The organism is Bacillus cereus G9842 (genome assembly GCF_000021305.1).
Classification (GTDB): Bacteria; Bacillota; Bacilli; order Bacillales; family Bacillaceae_G; genus Bacillus_A; species Bacillus_A thuringiensis_S.
Window position 1 is genome coordinate 1,476,348 of record NC_011772.1, and the last position, 24,921, is coordinate 1,501,268.

A 24,921-nucleotide genomic window follows, 5' to 3' on the forward strand; every position below is an offset into this window, starting at 1 on the left:
ATTCTCTCCCCAAAAGTCGAAAAAAGAGCCTTAGTGATGACTCTATCACGAAAAATAAACCGTGTCTAGTACACGGATATAGTCAATCCGAGGGTGATAACCGCATGATAATAAGGATCCATGCTCTTCTATTTCTTCTTTCGTAATCGACTTGCGTCCACCAGTATTTTGACGATTCCAAAATGCAATAATATGTTTTGCATCTAATAAATAAAATTCATCAAAAAGTGTAAATTTAATAATGACAAATGCAATTCCATTATGAGCAACCACTTGCTTCATATGTTCTATTTGATGAAGGTGGAAGTTTTGAAGTGGGAAACTAGTTTTATTTTTTGTTTCCTTTGCTTCAAAATCGATGTATTTCCCTTTGTATACACCGTTGTAATCTGTTGTAGAAGGTTGTTTAAAATACGCTTCTTTTACCACTGCAGCACTTCGAGCGGGGTAATCTACTTTTACAATTTGAAGAGGTGTAGGTTTTTTATGTACACATGCAATATTATGGGTTAAGTAATATTGATTTGTTTCATTCAATTCCTCTTCAAGGGACATACCTCTGTTGCTATAAGTATGTGTTTTTATAGGTGTTTTTTGAGGTTGTGAAGCTTGATTATACCTTTTTCCATTTGGGTAACGAATGGTCATAGTGTGTCCACTCCCAACTTACTAAGAATTACTTACAAAGGTGATTATATCAAAAAATGAAAAAAGATGTGACCTTTTTGATGAAAGGTATGATGACTTATTTATGTTGACATGGAATGATTATATGAAAATTAAACAAAATCGAGAAAAAAAGTTTTGTACAGAGGAAGAAAAAGCAATCATTCGCAATATTACAAAGAAAACAGAAATAGCTAATGTGGACAATATTTCTCGGACACAATCTTATCAAGAATATTATTTAAGAAATAGTGAAATCAGGTGGGCCTTTTTAGCGAGTATGGTTTCGAGAAATGCGGGATGGAATATGACCGATTTAGAAGGGAGATATTATGCTACTGTTTTACCTAAAACGGTAAAAAAACATTTATTTCTTCTGTACGAACAAGCTAATTGGATTATTTTCTTAGATGCCTTTCCTCAGCTATTATTGTATGAGGAAAGTAAGAAGAGACGTACACCTCTCTTTCATTTGTTGCAATATTTCAGCGTATCAATTTTTATGGAAAAAGAATGGTTACTTTTCTGGGAGAAAAGAGATATGAATAGGCTTATAACAGCCCTTATTATAAATGAACAAAATAAAATTCAAAAACCAGTCATTGAGAGCACATATTTTAAAAAACATGTATTCCATACTGCACTTTTTAAAGTACAAGAAAGATTTCATATTAGTGCAGTTATCTTCCCAACAATTGAAGGGAGGATGTATGGATTTTCGGTTTATCAATTTGAAACGTTACAACAGCGTATAGAACTGGGAAAAAAATTAGCATGGTTATTGTTTCATCCAATTTATAATGGTTCGTTTTATAAGTTTGCAGTGCAAACTACACATACTGGGTCTAGAGAAGATTATGAATTTTACTCAAAGGAAACTAGAAAATCGTGTACGCCAGCACTTAGAGATAGTTATCCTGTTGTTTTACATGAAGAAATAGAAATGAGAGATTGGTTTTGTGCAAATATGAAAATGAATGTGCTATTTGTACTTGAAGAACCTAAAGAGGAAGTTAATATAACAGAATGGTATAGGAGAAAGAGGGAACAAATCTATAGGATATCTATCGTAAATCGTTTCGTTAAAAGGATGGATGAGTTCATGATATAATGAAAAAGAAGTCCCGTCTTCCATTTTGAAGACGGGACTTCTTAATTTGAAATAATCCTGCTATGCTTGCTACGACTTTAATCTCAAAACGTAATGCTAGTAGGAGATTAAGGGTGACTTGAAATTTAACCGTACGTAATAAAGTCTCGCTTTATGTAGCAGGGAAGTTTGGACCATCTAGCTTTGGATTGCCAGTCTCGGGTTTATTTTGTTGTTTGTTTTGGTTTTTCTTTTTTTCATTTTTGTTCTTTGCCATTGTACTACACCTCCTTTTTGTATTGTTACCATTTCTATAAATGACATACGAAATGATTTCTTTGACGAATAACAACTAGTTTTGTCATGTGGGCAGGAGTGGTGAATCGTTCGGCGAAATTACATGACAAAGGAAAAGCAAAGAAGGAGGCGTTTTGTATATGGCGATGGTTCAGAAGGAAGATGTAATGAAAAAAATGGATCAAATGTTAAGTTCTCTCGATTTGCTGGAAATGAATATAGGGATTAGAATGAATCATGCATTAAAGGATGCGAGTGAAAAAATATGTAATAAGATAGAAATAACAGAAATGCATATTGAACATATGGAAAATAAATTAGTGCATCACGAAGAAAAAGGGAATTGGGTAAAGACATTTCAAAACGTCGTAGTGAGTGCATAATAAGGTGGGAAAGAGATGAAGAATGAAGCATTAATACAGTCTTCAGAAAAACTCATGCAGTATAATAATGAAGCGAATATAAAAAAAAGAGAACTAATCGAATACGACTTTTATAAGGATATGAAACCATTTGTAGACATGGTAGATGAGGAATTAAAGAAGTGGAAAGAATTAGCTTATACGTGGATTAAAGAAGAAAAGCCAAAGTATATACATGTACAGCAAATTGATCAAGTATACGATAATTTACAAACGAATGTGTTACAATGTTTTGTAAATAAAGGTAAAGGTAAACGATTCTTTGAAACACACCAAGCCATTTCGTATACTTTGCAAAATATAGTTGAGCAATGTAAATAACAAGAGGGAGAACCCTCTTGTTATTTTTATGCTTCTGTCATTGTTGTAGGTTTTGTTGCGCCGTTTATTTCTAATTCTTTTATTAATGTTCGATAATCTGAAATGCATATTTTTCCTTCGAGATACCAATGTCTCGCAAAGTCTAATAATTCATTTGCATTCTCTGTGCAATACCCCTTTTTTTGAGAAAACGCTTGTTTTAAATCCCCTAATACCATGTTGATTCCTCCCCCATGAGAATCTTCTTCTTAATTATCATAGCATGGAAGGGTTTTCTTTTTTAATTTTTTAAAAATTTAAACTTCCGACAAAAATAGACAGATACTCCATCACACATATTATTTTATAGGTACATATTATATATGTAGAAACTTATGTGAAGGAGGAGAGAATGCATGTTTCAACAATCTAACGTATATCAGCAAACAAATCCATATGCACAGCAAAATATGTACCAATATAATACGGATACATATTTACGGTATAATATGTATCCTTTCGAGCCTTATTATGGAAATCAAAATTATTATCAACCGTTTGAAGTGTCGTTTATGAATCAAGCTCAAGCACAACAGCAGCAACCTTATGTGAATCAGGCTCAACAAGCACAACAGCAGCAACCTTATGTGAATCAGGCTCAACAATCACAACAGCAGCAACCTTATGTGAATCAAGCTCAACAATCACAAGCTCAGCAACCATACATGAATCAACAACAGCAGCAGCCTTATATGAATTCGCAATATTATATGCCACCACCATCGCCCTATGCTAATCAACAAGCGATGTTTTATCCACCAAAACAGCCGTACCCGACGCAGAGTAAACAAAAGCAACAACAGCCAAGTCAGTTTTCTAGTTTTGTTTCTCAATTTAAAACATCCGATGGTAACTATGATGTAAATAAAATGATGAATACAGCTGGACAAATGATGAATGCGATGAATCAGGTGACAGGTATTGTAAAGCAAGTTGGAGGCTTTTTTGGTAAGTAATGTTGAAGAGTTGTCTATGAAAGTATGGTATATGAAATAAAGGACTAGACAAATTTCCTTGTAATAAATGGGTATATATAACAAACGGCTTTCTCTCTTTTCTCATACTGTAAAGTGTAATCAGATTTTTTTAACGAGAGAGGAGAGAAAAAACTATGCATCATTGTCATCCTTGTTTTGGAGGGCATAAGCCTGTAGGACCTATTTGTACAACTGCTCCTGTCGTTCATCCGACGAAACAATGCGTAACACACTCTTTTTCAACAACGGTGGTGCCACACATTTTCCCAACACATACAACACATGTACATCATCAACAAATTAAAAACCAAAACTTCTTCCCACAAACAAATTCAAATGTAAATGTTGTGGACCCAATCGACCCAGGATTCGGCGGTGGATGTGGACCGTGTGGCCATGGTCATCATCACCACGGTCATCAAATATCTCCATTTGGGCCAGGACCGAATGTATCACCGTTTGGACCAGGACCAAATGTATCACCGTTTTTACCAAACAATGTATCACCAGTAGGTCCAAATATCGGACCAAACGTTGGTGGAATATTTAAAAAGTAAATGATATGTTAGAACTAGCGAAATGCTAGTTCTTTTTTTGTAATTGGAGTGTTGATATGAAAGTTATTGCAGTAACAGGATATAAGCCATTTGAACTTGGAATATTTAAAAATGATCATCCAGGGGTGGGGTGTATAAAAAAGGCATTACACCGTAAATTAACCACTTTTGTAGAAGATGGTTTAGAATGGGTTATAATAAGCGGCCAGTTAGGTGTAGAATTATGGGCTGCTGAAGTTGTTTTTGAAATTCAAGTAGAATATCCAGATTTAAAATTAGCGGTATTCACTCCGTTTTTAGAACAAGAAGAAAATTGGAAAGAAGATAATCGTGAATATTACGAATTTATTCTTTCTCAAGCAGACCATGTTGATAGTATCACGAAACGGAAGTATGAAAGCCCAGAGCAATTTAAATTAAAAAATCAATTTTTTATTGAAAAAAGTGATGCACTTTTAGCGGTATACGATGAAGAAAAACCAGGAAGTCCCAAATATATTGTAGAAACAGCAAAGAAAAAAGGGGAAATAGAAAATTATCACAGTTATTTCATTCTTTTTTCTGAGTTACAAGATATAATAGAAGAGGAACAGTGGAATAATGCAGAGTAATATGTAATATAGTACTCGTATATATGATTGACAAAAAGCATTGTTTCTGAAAAAATTTAGTTAATGAAAGTTTTGGTAAAAATTTGAGGTGAAGAAAATGATTTCGGATAAAATTAAATTAACAGCGAAAGATATTTTAGAAAAAGAATTTAAAACAGGTATGAGAGGTTATCAGCAAGAAGAAGTAGATAAGTTTCTTGATATGATCATTAAAGACTATGAAGCTTTCCACAAAGAGTTTGAGCAATTAAAGCAACAAAATGCTCGTTTAAAGCGTGAATTAGAGGAACAAAAACTAGCAGTAACGCAAGTTCCACAACAACCTGTACAAACACCAGTTGCACAACCGGTTTATAACAACACGAATACGGATATTTTAAAACGCTTATCTAACTTAGAAAAAGCTGTATTTGGAAGTAAGTTATACGAATGATGTAAGGTGGGAAAAGGTTTAAGCATTTTACATAGAAAAAAACGTTGCAAAATCTTTTTGTTTCCACTATACTAATGGATGTCATAACGTTTGGGTAATCGCTGCAACGCCAACGTTGTAGAGGAAAGTCCATGCTCGCACGGCCTGAGATGGCTGTAGTGTTCGTGCCTAGCCAATTCATAAGCTAGGGTATTCTGGCTGTAAGGCTGGTTTAACGGCAGGGAAAAAACCTAAGTCCTTTCGGATATGGTTTGACTACCTTTAAAGTGCCACAGTGACGAAGTCCTTGAAGAAATGATAGGAGTGGAACGAGGTAAACCCCACGAGCGAGAAACCCAAATAATGGTAGGGGAATCTTTTCCAAGGAAATGAACGACGGGAAAGGACAGGTTTTATAACCTGTAGATAGATGATTGCCACCGGAGTACGAGGCGTGGGCCGTTTGTAGTACAAAGGAACAGAACATGGCTTACAGAACGTTATGAACCAACTATGAAATAACTCAGCTCTCCTTTGTTAGAGGAGGGCTTTTTATTTGTATGAAGTTATAAAGTATGAGTTAAAATGGTTAATGAGAAAATTTTTCGTAAAATGTAATGATTAATAGGAACAATTGCTATTAATTATTGTTTGAATATACATAAGAGGTGAATGCAAATGGGAAAAGTTACTTTAATTGCAACAGCGGCAATGGGTATTGAAGCGTTAGTTGCCCGAGAAGTTCGCGATCTTGGTTATGAATGTCAAGTAGAAAACAGCAAAGTAACATTTGAAGCAGATGAAAAGGCGATTTGTCGCACGAATTTATGGTTACGTACTGCGGATCGTGTAAAAATTAAAGTTGGCGAATTTAAAGCAACAACATTTGATGAGCTATTTGAAAAAACGAAAGCATTAAACTGGGGAGATTATATTCCAGAGAATGGCGAGTTCCCTGTTATCGGTAAATCTTTAAAATCTGAATTATTCAGTGTTTCGGATTGCCAACGTATTGTTAAAAAGGCTGTCGTTGAAAAATTAAAAACAACATATAAACGTACAACTTGGTTTGAAGAAGATGGTCCGTTATTCCGTATCGAGATTGCAATGCTCAAGGATATTGCAACATTAACAATTGATGCGAGTGGTGTTGGACTTCATAAACGTGGATACCGTATGGATCAAGGGGAAGCTCCGTTAAAAGAAACATTAGCTGCGTCTTTAATTAAATTAACAAACTGGAAGCCAGATCGTCCATTTGTTGATCCATTCTGTGGATCAGGTACAATTCCGATTGAAGCGGCATTAATTGGGCAAAACATTGCGCCAGGATTTAACCGTGGTTTCGCATCAGATGAGTGGGGCTGGGTAGGTAAACAAAACTGGCGTGAAGCGCGTCAAGAAGCTGAAGATTTAGCGAACTATGATCAACGATTACAAATCATAGGATCAGATATTGATCATCGTATGATTCGAGTTGCTCAAGATAACGCAGAAGAAGTAGGTTTAGGTGATTTAATTACATTTAAACAAATGCAGGTAAAAGATTTCACAACAAAAGAGGATTATGGCTACGTTGTAACGAATCCTCCATACGGAGAACGTTTAAGTGAAAAAGCACTCGTTGAACAACTGTATAAAGAAATGGGACAAGTATTCCGTCCGTTAGATACATGGTCAGCGTATGTATTAACAAGCTACGAAGCATTTGAGAGGTGTTACGGAAAAGATGCGTCGAAGAAGCGTAAACTGTTTAACGGATTTATCCGTACAGATTACTACCAATACTTCGGAAAACGTCCACCGCGTAATTCATAGTATAAAACTCCTCCAGCGCGCATATACTGGCTATTATGTAATGCGTAAAGGAGGAAGTGATATGGATAGTTTCCAATTATCAATGATTCAAAAAGCTATTCACCGTACGTATGATGAGCTCGGAAAAGAAGTGGATAGTCAAGGTGCGATTGTAGATGAAATACAAAAAGCACAAGAAGAATATTTGTCAGCTCTTTCACATGAAACAGCGATTGATAAACGGTATTTAAAGTCATTAATATAGAAGAAAATTTTCCTTTTTCGAAAGGAAAATTTTTTTTCGTGAATTTCTATGTATGGCAACAGGGGAAAGCAAATGCATACATATGCGTAGCAGTTGCTATTATCTTTTTATAGAAAAACTTTTTGGTTGGAGGCTAAGGATGTTTACTGAGAAGAGATTACCATTTGAAGTAGGAAAACAAGATAATTTTTATGATAAGTTGAATGAGTGGATTGGAGATGTGTTTTACGACATCCTTCCGGAAAAAGGCTTTGAAGAGCGTGATGAACAAATTTTTATGGCGTTTCAGTTAGAACGCGCTTTCCAAGAAAAGAAAGTTATGTTCGCAGAAGCTGGTGTAGGAACAGGGAAAACAATTGTATATCTTCTATATGCAATTTGTTACGCGCGTTATACTGGGAAACCAGCTATTATTGCTTGTGCAGATGAAACGTTAATTGAGCAGCTTGTGAAAGAAGAAGGGGACATTGCTAAGTTATCTGAAGCATTAGGGCTATCTGTTGATGTAAGGCTTGCAAAATCAATGGATAATTATTTATGCTTACGTAAACTTGAAGATGTTATGAGTGGACGAGCTCCAGAAGTAATTGAAGACGTATATTACGAGTTACCACAGTTTGTATTCGATCATGGTACGATGCAAAACTTTACTCACTATGGTGACAGAAAAGAATTTCCACTTTTAAATGACGAAGAATGGTCAAAAGTAAATTGGGATTACTTCCAAGATTGCTTTACTTGTGATTCTCGTCATCGTTGTGGACAAACTCTTTCTCGTGAACATTATCGTAAAGCAGCAGATTTAATTATTTGTTCTCAAGATTTCTATATGGATCATATTTGGACGTACGATGCTCGTAAGCGTGAAGGGCAAATTCCGTTATTACCAGAAAGTAGCTGCGTTGTATTCGATGAAGGACATCTTGTAGAATATGCAGCTCAAAAAGCTTTAACATACCGTTTAAAGCAAACGATGATGGAGCAACTTTTAACGAGATTGCTACAAAACGATATTCGCGAGGAGTTTGCGCATTTAGTAGAAGAAACAATTTGGCAAACAGAGCGATTCTTTGATGTGTTACAAGAGAATAAAAAGGAAATTGCCGGTTCTGATCGTTTAGAAATTACTGTGACAGAAAAAGTAACAGCTGAAGCGAAGCGACTTTATGCAAAAATTGGTGAAGTCGGTGATGCATTAGTATTTGAAAGTGAAATGCATACAGTAAACACGTATGACTTAAATATCGTTGATGAGCATTTAGATGTGTTAGAACATTCACTTCGTCTGTTTATGCACGAGAAAAATGTAATTACATGGGGTGAAGAAGGTGATGGTGCCTTCACGTTAGTTATTATGCCGCGTGCAGTTGAAGAGGTGTTACAAGAGAAAGTATTCTCGAAGAAAATCCCGTATATTTTCTCTTCTGCGACATTATCGAACAACGATTCATTCGCATTTACAGCAAATAGTCTAGGGGTAAAAGATTACTTATCATTCTCAGTTGCCTCACCGTTTGATTATGAGGAGCAAATGGCGGTAAACTTACTATCGCATACGAAAGAAAATGAATGGGAAAGAAAGTGTCAATATACACTTGAAAATATACAAAAAACAAATGGACGTACGCTTGTATTATTCCGTACAACACAAGAACTTGCAGCGTTTAAAGAATATGTAAGTAAAGAACAAATGTCAGTTCCGTTCCTATATGAAGGAGATCAGGAAATTAGTCAGCTCGTTTCTCGTTTCCAAAATGAAGAAGAGACTGTACTTTGTGCCGTTCATTTATGGGAAGGTTTAGATATTCCAGGTTCATCATTATCACATGTTATCATTTGGTCATTACCATTCCCTCCAAACGATCCTGTGTTTGAAGCGAAACGTAAGCACGTAAATGATCCATTCTGGGATGTAGATGTACCGTATATGATTTTACGACTTCGTCAAGGGATCGGACGTTTAATTCGTACGAGCGACGATAAAGGTGCTATATCAATCTTCTTATCTGATTCAGAAGATGAGAAAGTAGTTGCAGCTGTGAAAAATGTACTGCCAGTAGAAGGTAAAGAATTATAAGGAAAAAGCTTGGCGCTTGCCAAGCTTTTTTCTATTATAAAAGGAATTTATGTTTCCGTGTCGAATTAAGTTTGAGGTAGAAAAAGGAGGCTTTTATACGATGACAGTTGCTACATATGAAGTAGAAAAACAATTTTTAACATACGTGAAGAAGATACAGAATTATGGAGAAGCATTAAGTTTAATGTTTTGGGATTTAAGAACAGGTGCACCAAAAAAAGGTGTGGATCAGCGTTCTGAAGTAATTGGTATGCTTTCGTCAGAAGTGTTTGCTATGTCGACTTCAGATGAGATGGGAAACTATTTAACAGAGCTTGAAGCTTTAATACGCGAAGATAAACTTTCTGAAACGACGAAGAAAATGGTTGAAGAGTGCCGGAAAGAATATGATAGAAATAAAAAAATTCCACAAGTTGAATATGAGGCTTATGTGAAATTAGAAGCGAAAGCGGAGAGTGTGTGGGAAGAAGCTCGCGAAAAATCTGATTTCGAAATGTTCCGCCCATACTTAGAAAAAATTGTGGAATTTAAAAAGAAATTTATTACATATTGGGGTTATGAAACATATAAATACAATACATTATTAGATATGTATGAGCCAGGTATTACAGTGGAAGTTTTAGATCACGTATTTGGTCAACTTCGTGAGCGCATCGTACCGCTTGTAAAAGAAATCTCTGAGTCTAAAAAAGGATTAAAAACAAGTGCTTTATCGGAACGATTTTCAAAAGAAAAACAAAAGAACTTTACATTAGAATTATTGAAGCAATTGAATTATGACTTTGAAGCAGGTCGTCTTGATGAAACAGTACATCCTTTCGAAATTACATTAAATAGAGGGGATGTTCGTATTACGACACGCTATGATGAAAAAGATTTTCGTATGGCTGTTTTTGGAACAATTCATGAATGTGGTCATGCAGTATATGAACAAAATATTGCAGAACAATTTGAAGGTACACCACTTTGCAGTGGTACATCTATGGGTATTCACGAATCACAATCATTATTCTTTGAGAACTTTATCGGCCGTAATAAATCATTCTGGAAGAAGAATTATGATTTATTAAAAGAGTATAGCAATGGTCAATTTGATGATATGTCAGTTGATGAGTTTTATGATGCAATTAACGAATCGAAACCGTCATTCATTCGTATAGAAGCAGATGAGCTTACATACCCGCTTCATGTTATGGTTCGTTATGAGCTTGAGAAAGAATTATTTGATGGTACATTACAAGTGAAGGACTTACCAGCAGCTTGGAATGATAAGATGGAAGCATATTTAGGCATTCGTCCGGAAAATAATGCACAAGGTGTATTGCAAGATGTTCACTGGGCTGGTGGTTCATTTGGATACTTCCCATCTTATGCGCTTGGTTACATGTATGCAGCACAGTTTAAGCAAAGAATGTTAAAAGACATTCCGAACTTTGACGCATTATTAGAAGAAGGAAACGTAACACCAATTCGTGAATGGTTAACAGAAAATATTCACCAATACGGTAAAACGAAAAAGCCACTTGAAATTTTAGAAGATGTGACAGGCGAAGGATTAAATGCAAACTACTTAGCAGATTATTTAGAAGCGAAGTATAAAGAAATTTATGAGTTATAAAAAAGAGCTGCTTAATTGCAGCTCTTTTTTTAAGGGGGATAAAAGAATGCTTTATACATATACAGTAATGACGCAAGAAGAAGCGGAAGAGATTGCATATAACTGGCACTATGAAGGGAAATATTCTTTTTATGATATAGCGGCAGATGAAGAAGATTTAGATGAGTTTTTACATGATGAGAGTAGAGGGAATCATACATTTTCTGTAAAGGAAAATGGCACTCTCATTGGTTTTTTTACTGTTTGTAAAATGAATAATGGAACGGTTGATATAGGACTTGGAATGAGACCTGATATAACTGGCAATGGATTTGGTTTACAGTTCGTGAATGCGGGACTAGCTTTTAGTGAAGAAAAATATGGGTGCAATTATATAACACTATCAGTAGTGAAATTTAATGAGAGAGCTATTAAAGTATATAAAAGGGCAGGGTTTGAAGCAGTTGGGACGTTTATACAAAAAACAAACGGTAGTTGTTTTGAGTTTTTGAAAATGAATTATATATGTGGAAAATAACAAAAAACAGAAGAGGGTTCTTCTGTTTTTTGCAACTTCATTAACTTTCAGTTGATAGCATGTGTACAGCTATTTCATGCATGTCTTTCAAACCTGATACTTGAGCGTATTCAGCAACAGTGATACTACTTGTTGTTAGAAGTTCGATAATATGTTCATCCATTCTTGACCAAGTTTTACCGCCAGAATTGTCATAAGAATTAATTAACTTTGTTAGTCCATCTTTCCCAAAGAGCAGATAATGGGAAGCGAAATCGATAGATACATCAGCTATCCCTACTTCTGTCCAATCGATTAAGCCAGTTACATTATTTTTCTTATCAATCAGGATATGACCTGGATGTATATCCCCGTGCTTTACTCCTACATGAGATGGCCAAAAAGAGTCTTCAGCTAGCCATGCTTGCCAACGATCCCATAAGTTTTGATTGATGTGGTATTGTTCCTTCACTCGATTCATCCTTTGTTTCATAGAAGTTCTTAATTCATTAGCAGTAAGAATTTCAACACCTATATTATTAAATTTTTGCTGAGGTAATGAGTGTAAATTCGCTAGAACTTTTCCTAATGAAATATTGTATTCAGTTGGTGCATTCTTTTCATTAAAGTTCCATATATATTCTTGTCGTTCTATATCGATAGTAGCGGCAGGAACGCCACTTAGTTGTTTATAAGCGATTAGTTCCTCAGAGAATATAGACCAATCAGGAACTTGGAATTCTACATGTTTTTTCATAAGTTCTAATGCTTTTTTTTCTCGTTGGACATGTCTCATAGATTCTGGTCTACGAGGAATTCTTAGTATCCATTTATCTCCGTTTTGTTCTTTAACGTGTGCTACTTGAAAGTCAACGCCAGATTCATTAATTACTATTGAATCTTCTAATATATTTAGTCCTTCCTTATTTGCTAATTGTTTAACTTTAAGTGTATTCATTCCCATTTCCTCCAAATGTTTATTCTAATTTTAATGTTTTCTGTTACTAATTGTTTCTAACTACATCAATATGATTAAAGTAGCGAGATATAAGGAAATGTAATCATAAAAAAACCACAGACGAGCTTCTGTCTGTGGTTAAGAGTAAACGAGGATATAATGAATAAACGCCTCTCTTTGTATGAAAAAATATACGAAAAAAAGACAGACGTATATCTGCCTTTCTTCATGTGGAAAGTGTACTCTTCCGTTGAAGATTATTAAAAATGTGCAGACTAGTCCCGTTTACTCTGCTTTATGAAAACAGAGCCTTTGAACATATTAAGTTACTTATTGTTCAAAGTTTGCTGACGTAGTCTTCCTGCGTGCATCATCTTTAATAATCCTCCTTTTAATAGTATGGTAACACTATACTTTGTTTATAAGTAAATATCAATAAAAAATACTAGATATAATATCTTAAAAATCGAATTAACTAAAAATTTATATTCGGAAAATAGAGATAAAGGATATTTGCTTTTGTAATTGGAAATTGTGGAAGAAGATGTGTATGATAGAATTTTAGTAGTAAATAGTAGGTTTAGCAAGGAAAGGTAGAGGTAGTATGATTACAATTAAAACGAAAAATGAAATAGATTTGATGCATGAATCTGGAAAATTACTTGCTTCATGTCATAAAGAAATTGCGAAAATGATAAAGCCAGGTATAAAGACACAAGAGATTGATACGTTTGTTGAAATGTATTTAAAACAGCATGGTGCCACATCTGAACAGAAAGGTTACAATGGGTATCCATATGCGATATGTGCATCTGTAAACGATGAAATGTGTCATGGGTTTCCGGCCGATGTTCCTTTAAATGAAGGAGATATTGTAACAATTGACATGGTAGTAAACTTAAATGGTGGTCTTTCAGATTCTGCTTGGACGTATAGAGTTGGAAATGTTTCTGAGGAAGCGGAAAGGTTAATGGTAGTAGCTGAGAATGCATTGTATAAAGGGATTGATCAGGCGGTAATCGGTAATCATGTAGGAGACATTGGGTATGCAATTGAGAGTTACGTAGCAAATGAAGGTTTTTCTGTCGCAAGAGACTTTACGGGACATGGAATAGGTAAAGAGATCCATGAAGAACCAGCAATTTTTCATTTTGGGAAACAAGGACAAGGGCCTGAGTTGCAAGAAGGAATGGTAATTACAATTGAGCCAATTGTAAATGTAGGTATGCGATATTCGAAAGTAGATTTAAATGGATGGGCTGCAAGAACGATGGACGGGAAATTATCAGCGCAATATGAGCATACAATTGCAATTACAAAAGATGGGCCAATTGTTTTAACGACGCTTTGAAATAATATGTAAGAGTTTACAAAACTCGAACGAAAATGATGTTTTTATAAAATTTGTACGTGTTTTGTTAATAAATACTTTTCAAAGTATAAAAAGTGCGTTATAATCCATCTATAAAATAAATAGTTAGCTACACTCATATAATCGCGGGGATATGGCCTGCAAGTTTCTACCGAAGTACCGTAAATACTTTGACTATGAGTGAGGACGAATATATTGCTTGTTTAGCATTCTTTTTTGCGAAACTCCAAAAGCGCGTCTCTCACTTGTAACGAGTGGTGGCGGCTTTTGGAGTTTTTTATTGCATAAGAGGGGGAACAAACATGAAAGTATTACAAGAAAAGATTTTGAACGAAGGAAAGGTTTTATCTGGTGACGTATTAAAGGTAGATGCATTTTTAAATCATCAAATTGACCCAGTACTTATGCAAGAGATTGGAAAAGAATTTGCTAAACGTTTTAAAGAAGAGAACATTACAAAAATCGTAACGATTGAATCTTCAGGCATCGCACCAGCAGTTATGGCTGCATTAGAGCTTGGTGTAAAAGTAATCTTTGCAAGAAAACGTAAATCGTTAACGTTACAAGATAATATGTACGTTGCAAACGTATACTCATTTACGAAACAAGAAACGAATGAAATTTCATTATCTCGCAATCATATCGATGAAAATGATCGTGTATTAATCATCGATGACTTTTTAGCAAACGGTCAGGCTGCTTTAGGTTTAATGAGTTTAGTAGAGCAAGCTGGAGCGAGTATTGCAGGAATTGGAATTGTTATTGAAAAAGCATTTCAAGATGGAGGAAAGAAGCTTCGTGAACAAGGCGTTCGTGTTGAATCACTAGCAGAAATTGCATCACTTGATAACGGCACAGTTGCATTTGTACAGCATGAAACTGCGGAGGTGAAATAAGCAATGAAGCAGCATCCATTTAAAATTGCATCGCTTGGTATGCAGCATATGCTTGCTATGTATGCTGGCGCAATTATCGTACCGCTTATTGTAGGCGGCGGACTTGGTTTAAATCAAAAAGAGTTAACATACTTAGTCTCAATTGATTTATTAATGTGCGGCGTTGCGACAATTTTACAAGCATTATCAAATCGCTTTTTCGGTATTGGACTCCCAGTTGTACTTGGTTGTACATTTACAGCGGTTGGGCCGATGATTGCAATTGGAAAACAATACGGTGTGTCTTCTATCTATGGGGCAATTATTGCTGCCGGGTTATTCGTTGTTATTTTTGCGAAATTATTTGGAAAGCTTGTAAAACTGTTTCCACCAGTTGTAACAGGGTCTGTCGTTACAGTAATTGGAGTTACACTTGTTCCAGCCGCTATTAATGATATGGCTGGTGGAGTAGGAAGCAAAGATTTCGGAAGTCTTGAAAACTTAGCGTTAGCATTTGGAGTGTTATTATTTATCATCATTATGTATCGTTTCTTTGATGGGTTTATCCGTTCAATTTCTATTCTATTAGGTTTGTTGTTCGGTACTATCGTTGCAGCATTTATGGGGAAAGTAAGCTTGCAAGCAGTTGGAGAGGCGGATTGGTTCCATGGTATTCAGCCATTTTACTTCGGTACACCAACATTTGAATTAACACCAATTATTACAATGATTCTCGTTGCTTGTGTAGGGATTGTAGAAGCAACAGGTGTATACTTTGCATTATCTGATATTTGCAATAAAAAAATCGGTGAAAAAGAATTAACAAAAGGGTATCGTGCAGAAGGATTAGCGATGGTGTTAGGTGGTATTTTTAACGCGTTCCCATATACAACATACTCTCAAAACGTAGGACTTGTTCAATTAACTGGAGTAAGAAATCGCGTTATTATTTATACTTGCGGTGGTATGTTAATCGCTCTTGGGTTTATTCCGAAAATTGCAGCTATCACAACAATTATTCCGAAGTCAGTACTTGGCGGTGCTATGCTCGCAATGTTTGGTATGGTTATGGCATATGGTATTAAAATGTTAAGTAGCGTTGACTTTGGAAGACAAGAAAACTTATTAATCGTTGCATGTTCTGTTGGAATTGGGCTTGGCGTAACAGTCGTTCCTACATTATTCTCACAACTTCCAGAAAGCATTCGTATTTTAACAGATAACGGAATTGTACTTGGAAGTGCATCAGCAGTATTGTTAAATATCGTATTTAATATGGTGCCGCAGCGCAAAGTGAAAGTAAAAGAAGAGCCGGTGTCTATGCAAAGTGCAGTAAGAGAAGCGTAAAAAAGCAAGGTCTCGTTATGAGACCTTGCTTTTCTTTTTAAGTGGCATCATTTTCCCGTAAGTACCAAGACGCCAAATGTACTCAAGTGGCCCGTATTGGTAATGTGAAAGCCACCAGCGGCTAATAAAGATTTGTAACGTGTAGAAACCGACGCAGAATAGTGGTCCAACCCATAATGGAGCAAGATAATCATTTTTGAATAGTAGCCCAAATACAAGTAATGTAACAATTGTATGTGAGATGTAATTCGTTAACGCCATTCGTCCAACGTATTGGAATGGACGTAATACTGTTTGCCATTTTTCTTTTTGTAATAAACGCATTAACGTGACAATGTAGAAGATGAACAATGTCTTTCCGCTTATCATCGTAATACCCATAAGTGAAAATGGTGTGTATGGTTGATTGTTCATAAAGAAGTAAACCATAATAAACCACATCGGTAATGTTAAAATGAACATAATGATTTGCCATTTTTTAAGTTTTGGATCTAATTCCTTAGCACGGCGGAAAATGTCTTTTTTACCGGCATATAATCCGAGTAAAAACAATCCTAGTGTTTCAGGAAGCATAATAAGACTGTTACTTATTGCTTCAGAATAGAAAGAATAGAATCTGTCTGTAATTTGTAAGCCCCAGTTTTCTAACGGCATAATGGCTATGGAAAGGCCTAGTTCATCTACCGGCACTAATAACATGACAAGAGAACCTAATAATGTGAACAATTGCATGAAACTTAATAGTACAATTGACCATATTAAAATAGTACGTGTCTTTCTTTTGTAAAATAAAAATAAGAAAAACCCGGTAATTGCATAAGTATGTAAAATGTCACCGTCCCATAAAAGAACGTAATGTAAGAACCCAAATAATAATAAGATAAGTAAGCGGCGAACAAACAAAGTTTTTGGACGATCGGTCTTCGCCTCAGCACGATTCATAAAAATATAAAAACCTAATCCGAATAAAAACGAAAAAATTGTATAAAATTTCGTTTGAATAAACATATCGTAAAATAGGCGAATATAGCTGTCTATCCCTTCGTAAATTCCTGTAATATCACGTGAGTCAACCCCGGCAATAATTGGCCAGTTAACAAGAAAAATACCTAATACAGCTATTCCTCTAATAATATCGATGGAATGTATCCTCTCGCCTTGTGAAATGTTTTGTGTCATTATTTTCCTCCTTGTTAAGTAATTCCCTTTTATTATACAAAATGTAAAGAAGAGGGTATATAGGTAATTTCCAATTTTTAAAACTGTTAAGATGCGTATTATGAGATATAATAAGAGTGCACAACAAGTTTTAACCTTCTTCAAAACAGGCAGTAAAGCTCCTTCCTATAAGGGGCTTTCTTTATGAAAAGTGTTGATAATGATTCTCTTTAATGATAAACTGTATTCAAAAGTGATAATCATTATCAAAAAAGGTTGGTGCGTAAGTATGGTATATGCATTAGTAGCAGGTACAGTCGTTGTATATGCAGTTATTACAAAGTATGTTTTAAATGGAGTAGGAACAGCAAAATGAGTGATATGACATAAAATCCCTTTCATTTGTAAAAAGAATGAAAGGGATTTTTTATTTTTAATGAGAATATGCTGAAAATTTAGTATGATAGTAAAGTGAAACTGTAATCAATGGGTAGGTGTAACTCTCACTGGTTATGAGCTCGCAAATAGCAGGGAAAAGTATATACATCTTGGATAAAGGGGAACAAGGGGATGACAAACATAGTACAGACAAACGGTATGAGAAAACTTGTTTGTTTTTATGAAGAGTGGCAAAAACACGGCGATGCAGAGAATAGTTTAAAGTTGTTTGAGGTGATTCAAAAATATAAACAAGAACAGCTTATGATAGCGTTCTGCGGTCACTTCTCTGCAGGGAAATCAACGATGATGAATCATCTATATAAAGCACAGTTGTTACCAACAAGTCCAATTCCGACAAGCGCTAACGTCGTTAAAATTGAAAAGGGATTTGATCGTGTTGTTGTAACGATTAAATCTGGAGAACAGTACGAATATGATGGTGCATATTCAGCGGAAGAATTAAAACAAATTTGTAAAGACGGTGATGAGGTAATTGGTGTTCATATTTATCGGAATGATGCGCCAATTCCTGAGGGTGTTATGTTAGTTGATACACCAGGGATTGATTCAACAGATGATGCCCATCAATTAGCGACAGAATCAACGCTGCATCTAGCAGACGTAATTTTTTATATGATGGATTATAATCACGTCCAATCGGAAGTGAATTTACAATTTGTTAAAGAATTGAAACAACGTAATAAAACGGTTTATCTCGTTGTAAATCAAATAGATAAACATAAAGAAAATGAATTATCGTTTGAGGATTATAAAGATAGTGTAAAACAATCGTTCTCTAACTGGGATATTGAAGTAGATGGAGTTTATTATACGTCATTAAGAATGATGAACCATCCACAAAATGAAATTGGAAGCTTAGAAACATTAATTACATCTATTATGAAAGAAAAAGAGCAGTATGTAAGAGATGGAATGGAGCGAGAAACAGAATATTTAATGGGGGAACATTTCTCGTTTATTCTTTCTGAAAATGAAAAAGCTCTTTTGACATATGAGGAAGAGTTAGCATCACCGCTTTCGATTTCAGAAATAGTTGAAAAGAAAGAAGAGCTAACGGAAATTAAAGATCGCGAGGCTAGTAAAGAATCTCATGTGAGAAACGAATTTATAAAAGGTTTACAAGCTATATTAGATAACGCGTATTTAATGCCATTTGAAATGAGAGAATTGGCAAATGCATATTTAGAAACGAAATTAACAAAGTTTAAAGTTGGTTTGCTATTTGCAAAAGGAAAGACGGAGCAAGAAAAACAAAGACGTGTAGAGGCGTTTTATTCTGCCCTTCAAAAGACTGTTGAAACGCAACTTGATTTTCATGTGAAAGAATTTATTGTGGCCTTCTTAAAAGAAGAAGGATTGTTCACGGAGGAAATTGGGAAAGACATATATGCTTTAGAAATTGCTTTTGGACCAGAAATGTTAGCTGAAGTCATTAAACAAGGTGCAGGTTTCACAGGTGATTACTTACTTCTTTATACAGCGGATGTAGCGAATGAACTGAAGAAACGTTATTTTACAAAAGCTCAGCAAATTTTTGATAAAAGTGCAGTCGTTTTAAAGCAAAAGGTGAAGGAAGCAGTTGCTCGTATGGAACAAGAGATTGAAAAATATACGATGTTGCAAACGGCAAAAGAGACGGAATTACAATACAGTAACAATTTAGAGACATATGAAAGTTATTTACAAAATATTTGGCGCGAGCGTGTTGCTACACCAGAAGGATTGCAAATAGAGGAGATATTGCAACGTGAAAAACAAATTGTTAGTGAGAAATTTACACTACAAGAGCAGGAGATTGTAAATGATAACGGGGCGGCTCATGAAGAAGAGATAAAAGGAACAGCAGTTTTAAATATTCAGCGTATATTAGAGAAAGTGAAGAAAGCTGAAATGATATTAGAGCCATTGCCAGCGCTGAAACATGTACAGCAAGAGGTAATAGAAAAAAGGCGTCGTGTGGAAACGAAACAATTTACAGTAGCGTTATTCGGAGCTTTTAGTGCTGGGAAATCATCATTTGCCAATGCCTTACTAGGTGAGAAGGTACTTCCTGTATCACCAAATCCGACGACGGCAACGATTAATCAAATTTTGCCGGTTACAGAGGAAAAACCACACGGAACAGTAATGGTTCAATTCAAATCAAAGCAAGCTTTATTAGAAGATATGAAAGCTGTTTATAAGCTGTTTCATTATGAGATTACTACGTTAGATGAGGCGTTAGCACAAATTGATAAAGTTATGAAATATCCTTCACCAACTGGGAAGCAAAAAACAACATTTAGCTTTTTACGAGCGGTACAAAAAGGGTATGATGCAGTTTCTACTTATTTAGGAGAACAAGTACAAGTTACATTAGAAGAGTTCTCTGATTATGTAGCGAACGAAGAAAAATCATGCTTCGTTGAGTATATGGAGCTTTATTATGATTGTGCTTTAACAAGGCAGGGAGTAGCGCTTGTAGACACACCTGGAGCGGATTCTATTAATGCTCGCCATACGGATGTTGCATTCCAGTATATTAAAAACGCAGATGCTATTTTATTTGTAACATATTATAACCATGTATTCTCTCGTGCTGATCGTGAATTTTTAATTCAGCTTGGTCGTGTAAAGGATACCTTTGCCCTTGATAAAATGTTCTTCTTAATTAATGCGGCGGATTTAGCAGAGTCTGAAGAAGAACTTGAAATGGTAAAAGGTTATATCGCAGATCAGCTACTGCAATACGGTATTAGAAATCCGCGTTTATTTGCAATTTCAAGTTTATGTGCGCTTGAAGAGAAACAAGGAAAGAATGTTGAAAAAGAGAAGTATGGTATTTTACAAAACTCTGGAATTACTAAGTTTGAGGAATCATTTACGTCCTTTATGATGAGAGATTTAATGCTTGTTTCTGTGCATGCTCTATATGGTGCGTTGCAAGGGGCAGATCAGCTTTTAGTAAACATGATAAATGGTGCAAAGCAGGGGAATGAAGAGAAAGAGAAGCAAACGAAAAAATATGAAGCAGAGCGTGGTCAACTACTTCATATCATTTCATCATATAGTGTACTTGCTGAAGAACAGGCGATGCAAAATGAAGTGAAAGAGTTGCTTTATTACGTGCAACAGCGTCTATTCCTACGCTATAACGATGTGTTTACTGAATTTATTAATCCGGCGTCACTTCGAACGGATGGAAATGTGAAAACACAATTGCAACAGTGTGTTATGGAATTAGTAGCATTTATTCAGCATGATTTATTACAAGAAATGCGTGCGACATCATTACGTCTTGAAAAATGGATAGACGAAGCGATGAAGCGTGCAAAGGACGAAATTGTAGTGAACTGTAAAGTAGAAAATCAATCAATTTCTATGAATGGAACAGTGGAGTATGAATATAAAGATATTACACATAAAGAACCGTTCCCTTCAGTTGAAATAAAAGATTTCAAAAAAGCACTGGCACATTTTAAAAATGAGAAAAGCTTTTTTGAAAAGAATGACAAAGCTTTTATGCAAGAAGACGCTAAATCTGTATTAGAACCGCTCGTATCAAACTATGTAGCCGATGAAAAAGATTTATTTGTTCATCATTATAAGCAAGAATGGGATATGAAGTGGAACTTATTCCAAAAAGTGATGCAACAAGATGTGATGAACTATTATGAAAGTATATTGTTTGCATTGGCTGAAACGATCGATGTATCTCTATATGAACAAAGTAAAGAACAATTGCAAAAGCAGTTAGTAGAGATTGAAAAAGAAATTTATGTTATATAGTCGTTATGAGAAAAAGATTCGTTCAATTTTCTTTTGCAGTACAGTATCTAAAGATTTGACAAATCCAGCAAATTCATCGGTAGAAATCATATGAGTAAGAACGAGTCGTCTGCCATCTGGTGTTTCACCGCATAAGACGAATGAAGAAAATTCATATGTTTTGTTTTCTACTACTAATTTTGGGTAGGAATACGTGTCGCTTTTCTTCTTCTTTCCATCAATAGAGATGACGTTGCATTTTTTCTCATTGTTGTCCATGATGAACCCCTCCTTTCTATTACTTATGGTAGACAAGGAGGGTTTAGAACAATAGAGAAAGGGGAATTTTTATGGGTGTAGTAATAGAGTATATTTCGAAAGAAGAAGCTATACCGAAGCCTTTATTGCTACTTGCTGATCCAAGTGAACGGCAAATAGCTACATATGTACAAAGAGGATTAACATACGTAGCAAAGCAAGAGGGTAGCGTTATCGGTGTATATGTTCTTTTAGAAACAAGGCCAAAGACGATGGAAATCATGAATATTGCGGTTGCAGAGCATGTGCAAGGAAAAGGGATTGGAAAGAAGCTAGTAAGTCATGCTGTAGAAACTGCTAAAGGATATGGTATGTCAAAACTGGAAATTGGTACAGGTAATTCTAGTGTTTCACAACTTGCTTTATATCAAAAATGTGGATTTCGTATTTTTTCTATTGATTTTGATTACTTTTCAAAGCATTATGAAGAAGAGATTATTGAAAATGGCATTGTATGCCGTGATATGATTCGGCTTGCAATGGAATTGAATTAGAACGTATAACTTATTTAGGGGGAAGAGAAGATGGAAGTACATAAAGCAATTACAGCACATTCTCGTAAACAAAATGAAAGTGTAAAAGCATGTTTACAATTAGATGCGCAGCGTGAAGCAGCTATTGAAGCAGCCGTATCTCTTGCGTCAAATGGGAAAGAATTTTCGGTTGATGTCATTAATGTTGTAACAAAGCAAATTAATGATCTTGCAAAAAATGGTGTTACCTTGCAGCGTAAATATGTTACAGAAGAAATGGTTATGGAGTATGTAAGTCGTTTACAAGAGAAAGAAGGTCGTTAAAGATGATAGTTACAGTCGAATGGTTACGTGAGCATATAGAAGATGAGAACGTCCGTGTAATCGATTGTCGTTTTGATTTAGCGAATCCTAATTGGGGTAGAGAAAAGTATGAAGAAGAACATATTCCTCATGCTTTATATTTTGATTTGAATTTAGATTTATCAAGTCCTATAGTAGAGCATGGTGGCCGCCACCCGTTGCCAAGCATTGAAGAGTTTGCGGACAAGCTTTCGGAGGTTGGTATTGATGAACATACGACAGTAATTGCGTATGACAGTCAAGCTGGTGCAAATGCTGCTCGTTTATGGTGGTTATGTAACTATGTAGGACATGAGAAAGTATATATATTAGATGGTGGTTTCCCGGTTTGGAAAGAGAATGGACTACCGACAACAACGGAAATTCCTGTTGTTATACGAAAAACATTCAAAACAAACATACAAGATCATATGCTTGTATCGATGGAAACAGTAAGAGAGAATATCCAGGCAGGTGCAGATGTTACGTTAATTGATTCAAGAGAGCCAAAACGTTATGCTGGTGTAGAGGAACTTGTCGATCATAAAGCAGGACATATTCCGACAGCAGCAAACTATTTTTGGAAGGATGGAATGTTGCAATCAGGACAATTTAAGAATGAAGCTGAGCAACAAGGACGATTCCAAAATCTGTCGAAAGATAAGGAAACCATTGTATATTGTGGTTCTGGTGTTACGGCATGTCCAAATATCATTGCGTTAAAATTGGCTGGATTCCAAAATGTTAAATTGTATGCGGGTAGCTGGAGTGATTGGATTTCTTATCCAGAAAATCAAATTGCAAAAGAAGAAGATTAATCACTTGCATGCAAAAATAATTTGTATTAAAATAAGGTCACAAGCAAGAGATTGCTCGAAAAACTTTGTATTTTACACATTGGAAACAATGTGATAATATAACGACAAGTAAATAATACATCCTGCGGTGTACGTAACTTATTTATGTCTAAAACCGATGTTAGTTATACGGAAGCTCAATATTTAGCGACCATCATCAAGCCTTCCTTGTGGAGGAAGATGTACGGTAACTGTGAGGGCATCCACCTGCGAGTAGCGGGTTTTTGGACATTTACGAGGAGCGGCACGTGCGGGGGTCTTATTTCAACTAACCTTATATAAAATTCCTACGGTGTACGTAGCTTATGCATGTCTTAAACCAATAAGTTTAATATGGAAGTTCAATATTTAAATGTAGCTAACATGCCATCTTTTTAAGAAGGAAGTTACAAACATTTGTGAGAGCATCCACCTGTGAGAGCAGGTTTATGGACATCTAGAGAGAACGGCATATGTGGGGCTATATAAAAACCTTACGTTTTATACGTAAGGTTTTTTTGTTGCATAGATATATCAATATTATCTTGATTCACCTGTGAAGTTTCCGTAATAAATGTAGCACTTTCTGTCTTCATCAATCTCTCTTGAATCCAAGGAGAATTCCATAGACATGCCGTCTCGCTGAATATATATAATATCTGAATGAAGAGATGGTAAAATTTCTTCGTAGTTCCATACATCTTGACTATCTACTAAGCTTGAACTCGTTTCACTTAGTTCTCTAATTTCAAAACCGATGTGGGAGTATGTAGGGTCTGAAGGGTCATTGGCGAAAACTTCTTTTTGAATATAAATAACTGCTGTTCCGTCTGGATCAACCGAAGTTGCAGTAACAACATAAGTATTTTTCTCTTTAATAAAATATTCACAAGTCATGCGTGCGATGATTTCAGAATTAGAAATATTGGCGTAGTTCCATAAAGCAGGATACCCTTTCGTTTCATCATTAAGTCGATATTCTAAGCGCATTTCATCCCTCTTCTTCCTTTTTCTTCTACTTTATCATGCCATCCTATATAATAGGAATAGAATTTAAAAAGGGGAGTGCGAAGGTGACAAAAACGAAATGGCTAGTAGGTGGTGTCGTAACGTCTTTAATGACTGGCACTTTATTTGGTTGCGCACAAGATCTTCCCCCAAAACCGAATGATAATAGTTGTTCTGATTGGGATTGGGATGATGAACTTGGGGTATGGCAGTGTGATGATAGTAGTTCAGGTTATCGTGGGCATTATTTCTATGGTGGGCGATATTATCAAAATAAATCCACTTTTAAAAATTCATCGGCGTTTAAATCGTATCAATCGTCTGCTGAATTTAAAGGTGGAATTGGAAGCGGTTCAAAGGGAGGATTTGGGGGCTAAAAT

Annotated in this window: 28 protein-coding genes, 3 other RNA genes and 1 riboswitch; of the genes, 24 read left to right on the forward strand and 7 right to left on the reverse strand. The window is 35.5% G+C overall.

All coding sequences use genetic code 11. The features are described 5' to 3' along the window. Window positions 1-45: 45 nt before the first annotated feature. Entirely contained in the window at window positions 46-648 is a 603-nt protein-coding gene (recU, locus tag BCG9842_RS07480) for a Holliday junction resolvase RecU (RefSeq protein WP_000155599.1), read from the reverse strand. Window positions 649-751: 103 nt separating this feature from the next. Between recU and BCG9842_RS07485 the strand changes: the two genes are divergently transcribed. After that, window positions 752-1,777, forward strand: coding sequence for a DUF2515 domain-containing protein (locus tag BCG9842_RS07485; protein ID WP_003277507.1), 1,026 nt, complete (start codon window positions 752-754; stop codon window positions 1,775-1,777). Between the two features lie 151 nt (window positions 1,778-1,928). Here BCG9842_RS07485 and BCG9842_RS31895 read toward each other — a convergent pair whose 3' ends face one another. Further along, complete coding sequence (locus tag BCG9842_RS31895) at window positions 1,929-2,108, reverse strand: hypothetical protein (RefSeq protein WP_003277508.1); 180 nt, start codon at window positions 2,106-2,108, stop codon at window positions 1,929-1,931. 85 nt (window positions 2,109-2,193) lie between these two features. Here BCG9842_RS31895 and BCG9842_RS07490 point away from each other — a divergent pair, with 85 nt between their 5' ends. Both BCG9842_RS07490 and BCG9842_RS07495 read left to right on the forward strand, forming a co-directional pair. Then, a complete protein-coding gene (locus BCG9842_RS07490; protein ID WP_001252036.1) occupies window positions 2,194-2,436 on the forward strand; it encodes a hypothetical protein in 243 nt (80 codons plus the stop codon). 15 nt (window positions 2,437-2,451) lie between these two features. Next, entirely contained in the window at window positions 2,452-2,796 is a 345-nt protein-coding gene (locus BCG9842_RS07495) for a YppE family protein (protein WP_000786936.1), read from the forward strand. 26 nt (window positions 2,797-2,822) lie between these two features. Here the strand turns inward: BCG9842_RS07495 and BCG9842_RS07500 are convergent, their stop codons facing one another. After that, window positions 2,823-3,014, reverse strand: a complete 192-nt coding sequence (locus tag BCG9842_RS07500; protein ID WP_000242652.1) for a YppF family protein — start codon at window positions 3,012-3,014, stop codon at window positions 2,823-2,825. Between the two features lie 177 nt (window positions 3,015-3,191). On the opposite strand from BCG9842_RS07500, the gene BCG9842_RS07505 reads away from it, so the two are divergent. From BCG9842_RS07505 to BCG9842_RS07545, 10 genes are all read left to right on the forward strand, one after another. Then, on the forward strand, window positions 3,192-3,791 hold the full coding sequence (locus BCG9842_RS07505; protein WP_000487714.1) for a YppG family protein: 600 nt from the start codon (window positions 3,192-3,194) through the stop codon (window positions 3,789-3,791). Window positions 3,792-3,946: 155 nt separating this feature from the next. Beyond that, complete coding sequence (locus tag BCG9842_RS07510) at window positions 3,947-4,369, forward strand: CotD family spore coat protein (protein WP_000546292.1); 423 nt, start codon at window positions 3,947-3,949, stop codon at window positions 4,367-4,369. A 56-nt stretch (window positions 4,370-4,425) separates the two neighbouring features. Beyond that, window positions 4,426-4,980, forward strand: a complete 555-nt coding sequence (locus tag BCG9842_RS07515) for a DUF1273 domain-containing protein (protein WP_000862927.1) — start codon at window positions 4,426-4,428, stop codon at window positions 4,978-4,980. Window positions 4,981-5,077: 97 nt separating this feature from the next. Then, window positions 5,078-5,413 carry a cell division regulator GpsB gene (gpsB, locus tag BCG9842_RS07520; RefSeq protein WP_000622431.1) on the forward strand — a complete coding sequence of 112 codons (336 nt, stop codon included), beginning with the start codon at window positions 5,078-5,080 and terminating at the stop codon, window positions 5,411-5,413. Between the two features lie 86 nt (window positions 5,414-5,499). Beyond that, an RNA gene (rnpB, locus tag BCG9842_RS29440) (RNase P RNA component class B) lies at window positions 5,500-5,890 on the forward strand. A gap of 180 nt (window positions 5,891-6,070) precedes the next feature. Then, window positions 6,071-7,210 (forward strand): THUMP domain-containing class I SAM-dependent RNA methyltransferase, encoded by a 1,140-nt coding sequence (locus BCG9842_RS07525; RefSeq protein WP_000521226.1) that lies wholly within the window; start codon window positions 6,071-6,073, stop codon window positions 7,208-7,210. A gap of 61 nt (window positions 7,211-7,271) precedes the next feature. Then, on the forward strand, window positions 7,272-7,454 hold the full coding sequence (locus tag BCG9842_RS07530; RefSeq protein ID WP_000376895.1) for a DUF3921 domain-containing protein: 183 nt from the start codon (window positions 7,272-7,274) through the stop codon (window positions 7,452-7,454). Between the two features lie 139 nt (window positions 7,455-7,593). After that, window positions 7,594-9,531 (forward strand): ATP-dependent DNA helicase, encoded by a 1,938-nt coding sequence (locus tag BCG9842_RS07535; RefSeq protein ID WP_000493696.1) that lies wholly within the window; start codon window positions 7,594-7,596, stop codon window positions 9,529-9,531. Between the two features lie 100 nt (window positions 9,532-9,631). Further along, entirely contained in the window at window positions 9,632-11,149 is a 1,518-nt protein-coding gene (gene ypwA, locus BCG9842_RS07540) for a carboxypeptidase (protein ID WP_000215085.1), read from the forward strand. A gap of 46 nt (window positions 11,150-11,195) precedes the next feature. After that, window positions 11,196-11,666 carry a GNAT family N-acetyltransferase gene (locus tag BCG9842_RS07545; protein ID WP_000967501.1) on the forward strand — a complete coding sequence of 157 codons (471 nt, stop codon included), beginning with the start codon at window positions 11,196-11,198 and terminating at the stop codon, window positions 11,664-11,666. Between the two features lie 40 nt (window positions 11,667-11,706). Here the strand turns inward: BCG9842_RS07545 and mphL are convergent, their stop codons facing one another. Next, complete coding sequence (gene mphL / locus BCG9842_RS07550) at window positions 11,707-12,603, reverse strand: macrolide 2'-phosphotransferase MphL (RefSeq protein ID WP_001094261.1); 897 nt, start codon at window positions 12,601-12,603, stop codon at window positions 11,707-11,709. A 604-nt stretch (window positions 12,604-13,207) separates the two neighbouring features. On the opposite strand from mphL, the gene BCG9842_RS07555 reads away from it, so the two are divergent. From BCG9842_RS07555 to pbuX, 3 genes are all read left to right on the forward strand, one after another. Continuing rightward, window positions 13,208-13,954 (forward strand): type I methionyl aminopeptidase, encoded by a 747-nt coding sequence (locus BCG9842_RS07555; protein ID WP_000628412.1) that lies wholly within the window; start codon window positions 13,208-13,210, stop codon window positions 13,952-13,954. A 116-nt stretch (window positions 13,955-14,070) separates the two neighbouring features. Further along, a riboswitch (purine riboswitch) is annotated at window positions 14,071-14,172 on the forward strand. A 105-nt stretch (window positions 14,173-14,277) separates the two neighbouring features. Then, window positions 14,278-14,871 carry a xanthine phosphoribosyltransferase gene (locus tag BCG9842_RS07560; RefSeq protein ID WP_000866481.1) on the forward strand — a complete coding sequence of 198 codons (594 nt, stop codon included), beginning with the start codon at window positions 14,278-14,280 and terminating at the stop codon, window positions 14,869-14,871. A gap of 3 nt (window positions 14,872-14,874) precedes the next feature. Next, window positions 14,875-16,197 (forward strand): xanthine permease PbuX, encoded by a 1,323-nt coding sequence (gene pbuX, locus BCG9842_RS07565; RefSeq protein ID WP_000809215.1) that lies wholly within the window; start codon window positions 14,875-14,877, stop codon window positions 16,195-16,197. Window positions 16,198-16,212: 15 nt separating this feature from the next. Here pbuX and BCG9842_RS07570 read toward each other — a convergent pair whose 3' ends face one another. Then, on the reverse strand, window positions 16,213-17,376 hold the full coding sequence (locus tag BCG9842_RS07570; protein ID WP_000193087.1) for a DUF418 domain-containing protein: 1,164 nt from the start codon (window positions 17,374-17,376) through the stop codon (window positions 16,213-16,215). Between the two features lie 199 nt (window positions 17,377-17,575). Here BCG9842_RS07570 and BCG9842_RS31270 point away from each other — a divergent pair, with 199 nt between their 5' ends. Together BCG9842_RS31270 and BCG9842_RS07575 are read left to right on the forward strand one after the other, a co-directional pair. Then, window positions 17,576-17,731: a hypothetical protein gene (locus BCG9842_RS31270; RefSeq protein ID WP_000600126.1), complete on the forward strand. Its 156-nt coding sequence runs from the start codon at window positions 17,576-17,578 to the stop codon at window positions 17,729-17,731. Between the two features lie 194 nt (window positions 17,732-17,925). After that, the gene (locus BCG9842_RS07575; protein WP_000182181.1) at window positions 17,926-21,585 is read left to right on the forward strand and encodes a dynamin family protein; all 3,660 of its coding nucleotides are present in this window, start codon (window positions 17,926-17,928) and stop codon (window positions 21,583-21,585) included. A 3-nt stretch (window positions 21,586-21,588) separates the two neighbouring features. Here the strand turns inward: BCG9842_RS07575 and BCG9842_RS07580 are convergent, their stop codons facing one another. Next, entirely contained in the window at window positions 21,589-21,843 is a 255-nt protein-coding gene (locus BCG9842_RS07580; protein WP_000369740.1) for a DUF3931 domain-containing protein, read from the reverse strand. A gap of 71 nt (window positions 21,844-21,914) precedes the next feature. On the opposite strand from BCG9842_RS07580, the gene BCG9842_RS07585 reads away from it, so the two are divergent. The 5 genes from BCG9842_RS07585 to ssrS (BCG9842_RS29455) all read left to right on the forward strand — a co-directional run bounded on the left by BCG9842_RS07585 (window position 21,915) and on the right by ssrS (BCG9842_RS29455) (window position 24,019). Then, window positions 21,915-22,376, forward strand: a complete 462-nt coding sequence (locus BCG9842_RS07585; protein ID WP_000539327.1) for a GNAT family N-acetyltransferase — start codon at window positions 21,915-21,917, stop codon at window positions 22,374-22,376. Between the two features lie 30 nt (window positions 22,377-22,406). After that, window positions 22,407-22,679, forward strand: coding sequence for a YpbS family protein (locus BCG9842_RS07590; protein WP_000451820.1), 273 nt, complete (start codon window positions 22,407-22,409; stop codon window positions 22,677-22,679). Between the two features lie 2 nt (window positions 22,680-22,681). Then, window positions 22,682-23,515 (forward strand): sulfurtransferase, encoded by an 834-nt coding sequence (locus BCG9842_RS07595; RefSeq protein ID WP_000637581.1) that lies wholly within the window; start codon window positions 22,682-22,684, stop codon window positions 23,513-23,515. A gap of 116 nt (window positions 23,516-23,631) precedes the next feature. Next, window positions 23,632-23,814: non-coding RNA, 6S RNA (gene ssrS, locus BCG9842_RS29450), on the forward strand. Window positions 23,815-23,835: 21 nt separating this feature from the next. Further along, a non-coding RNA gene (gene ssrS / locus BCG9842_RS29455) (6S RNA) lies at window positions 23,836-24,019 on the forward strand. Window positions 24,020-24,073: 54 nt separating this feature from the next. Here ssrS (BCG9842_RS29455) and BCG9842_RS07600 read toward each other — a convergent pair. Beyond that, window positions 24,074-24,523 (reverse strand): hypothetical protein, encoded by a 450-nt coding sequence (locus BCG9842_RS07600; protein ID WP_001235522.1) that lies wholly within the window; start codon window positions 24,521-24,523, stop codon window positions 24,074-24,076. 83 nt (window positions 24,524-24,606) lie between these two features. Between BCG9842_RS07600 and BCG9842_RS07605 the strand changes: the two genes are divergently transcribed. After that, window positions 24,607-24,918, forward strand: a complete 312-nt coding sequence (locus tag BCG9842_RS07605) for a hypothetical protein (RefSeq protein ID WP_000169030.1) — start codon at window positions 24,607-24,609, stop codon at window positions 24,916-24,918. Window positions 24,919-24,921: the final 3 nt, after the last annotated feature.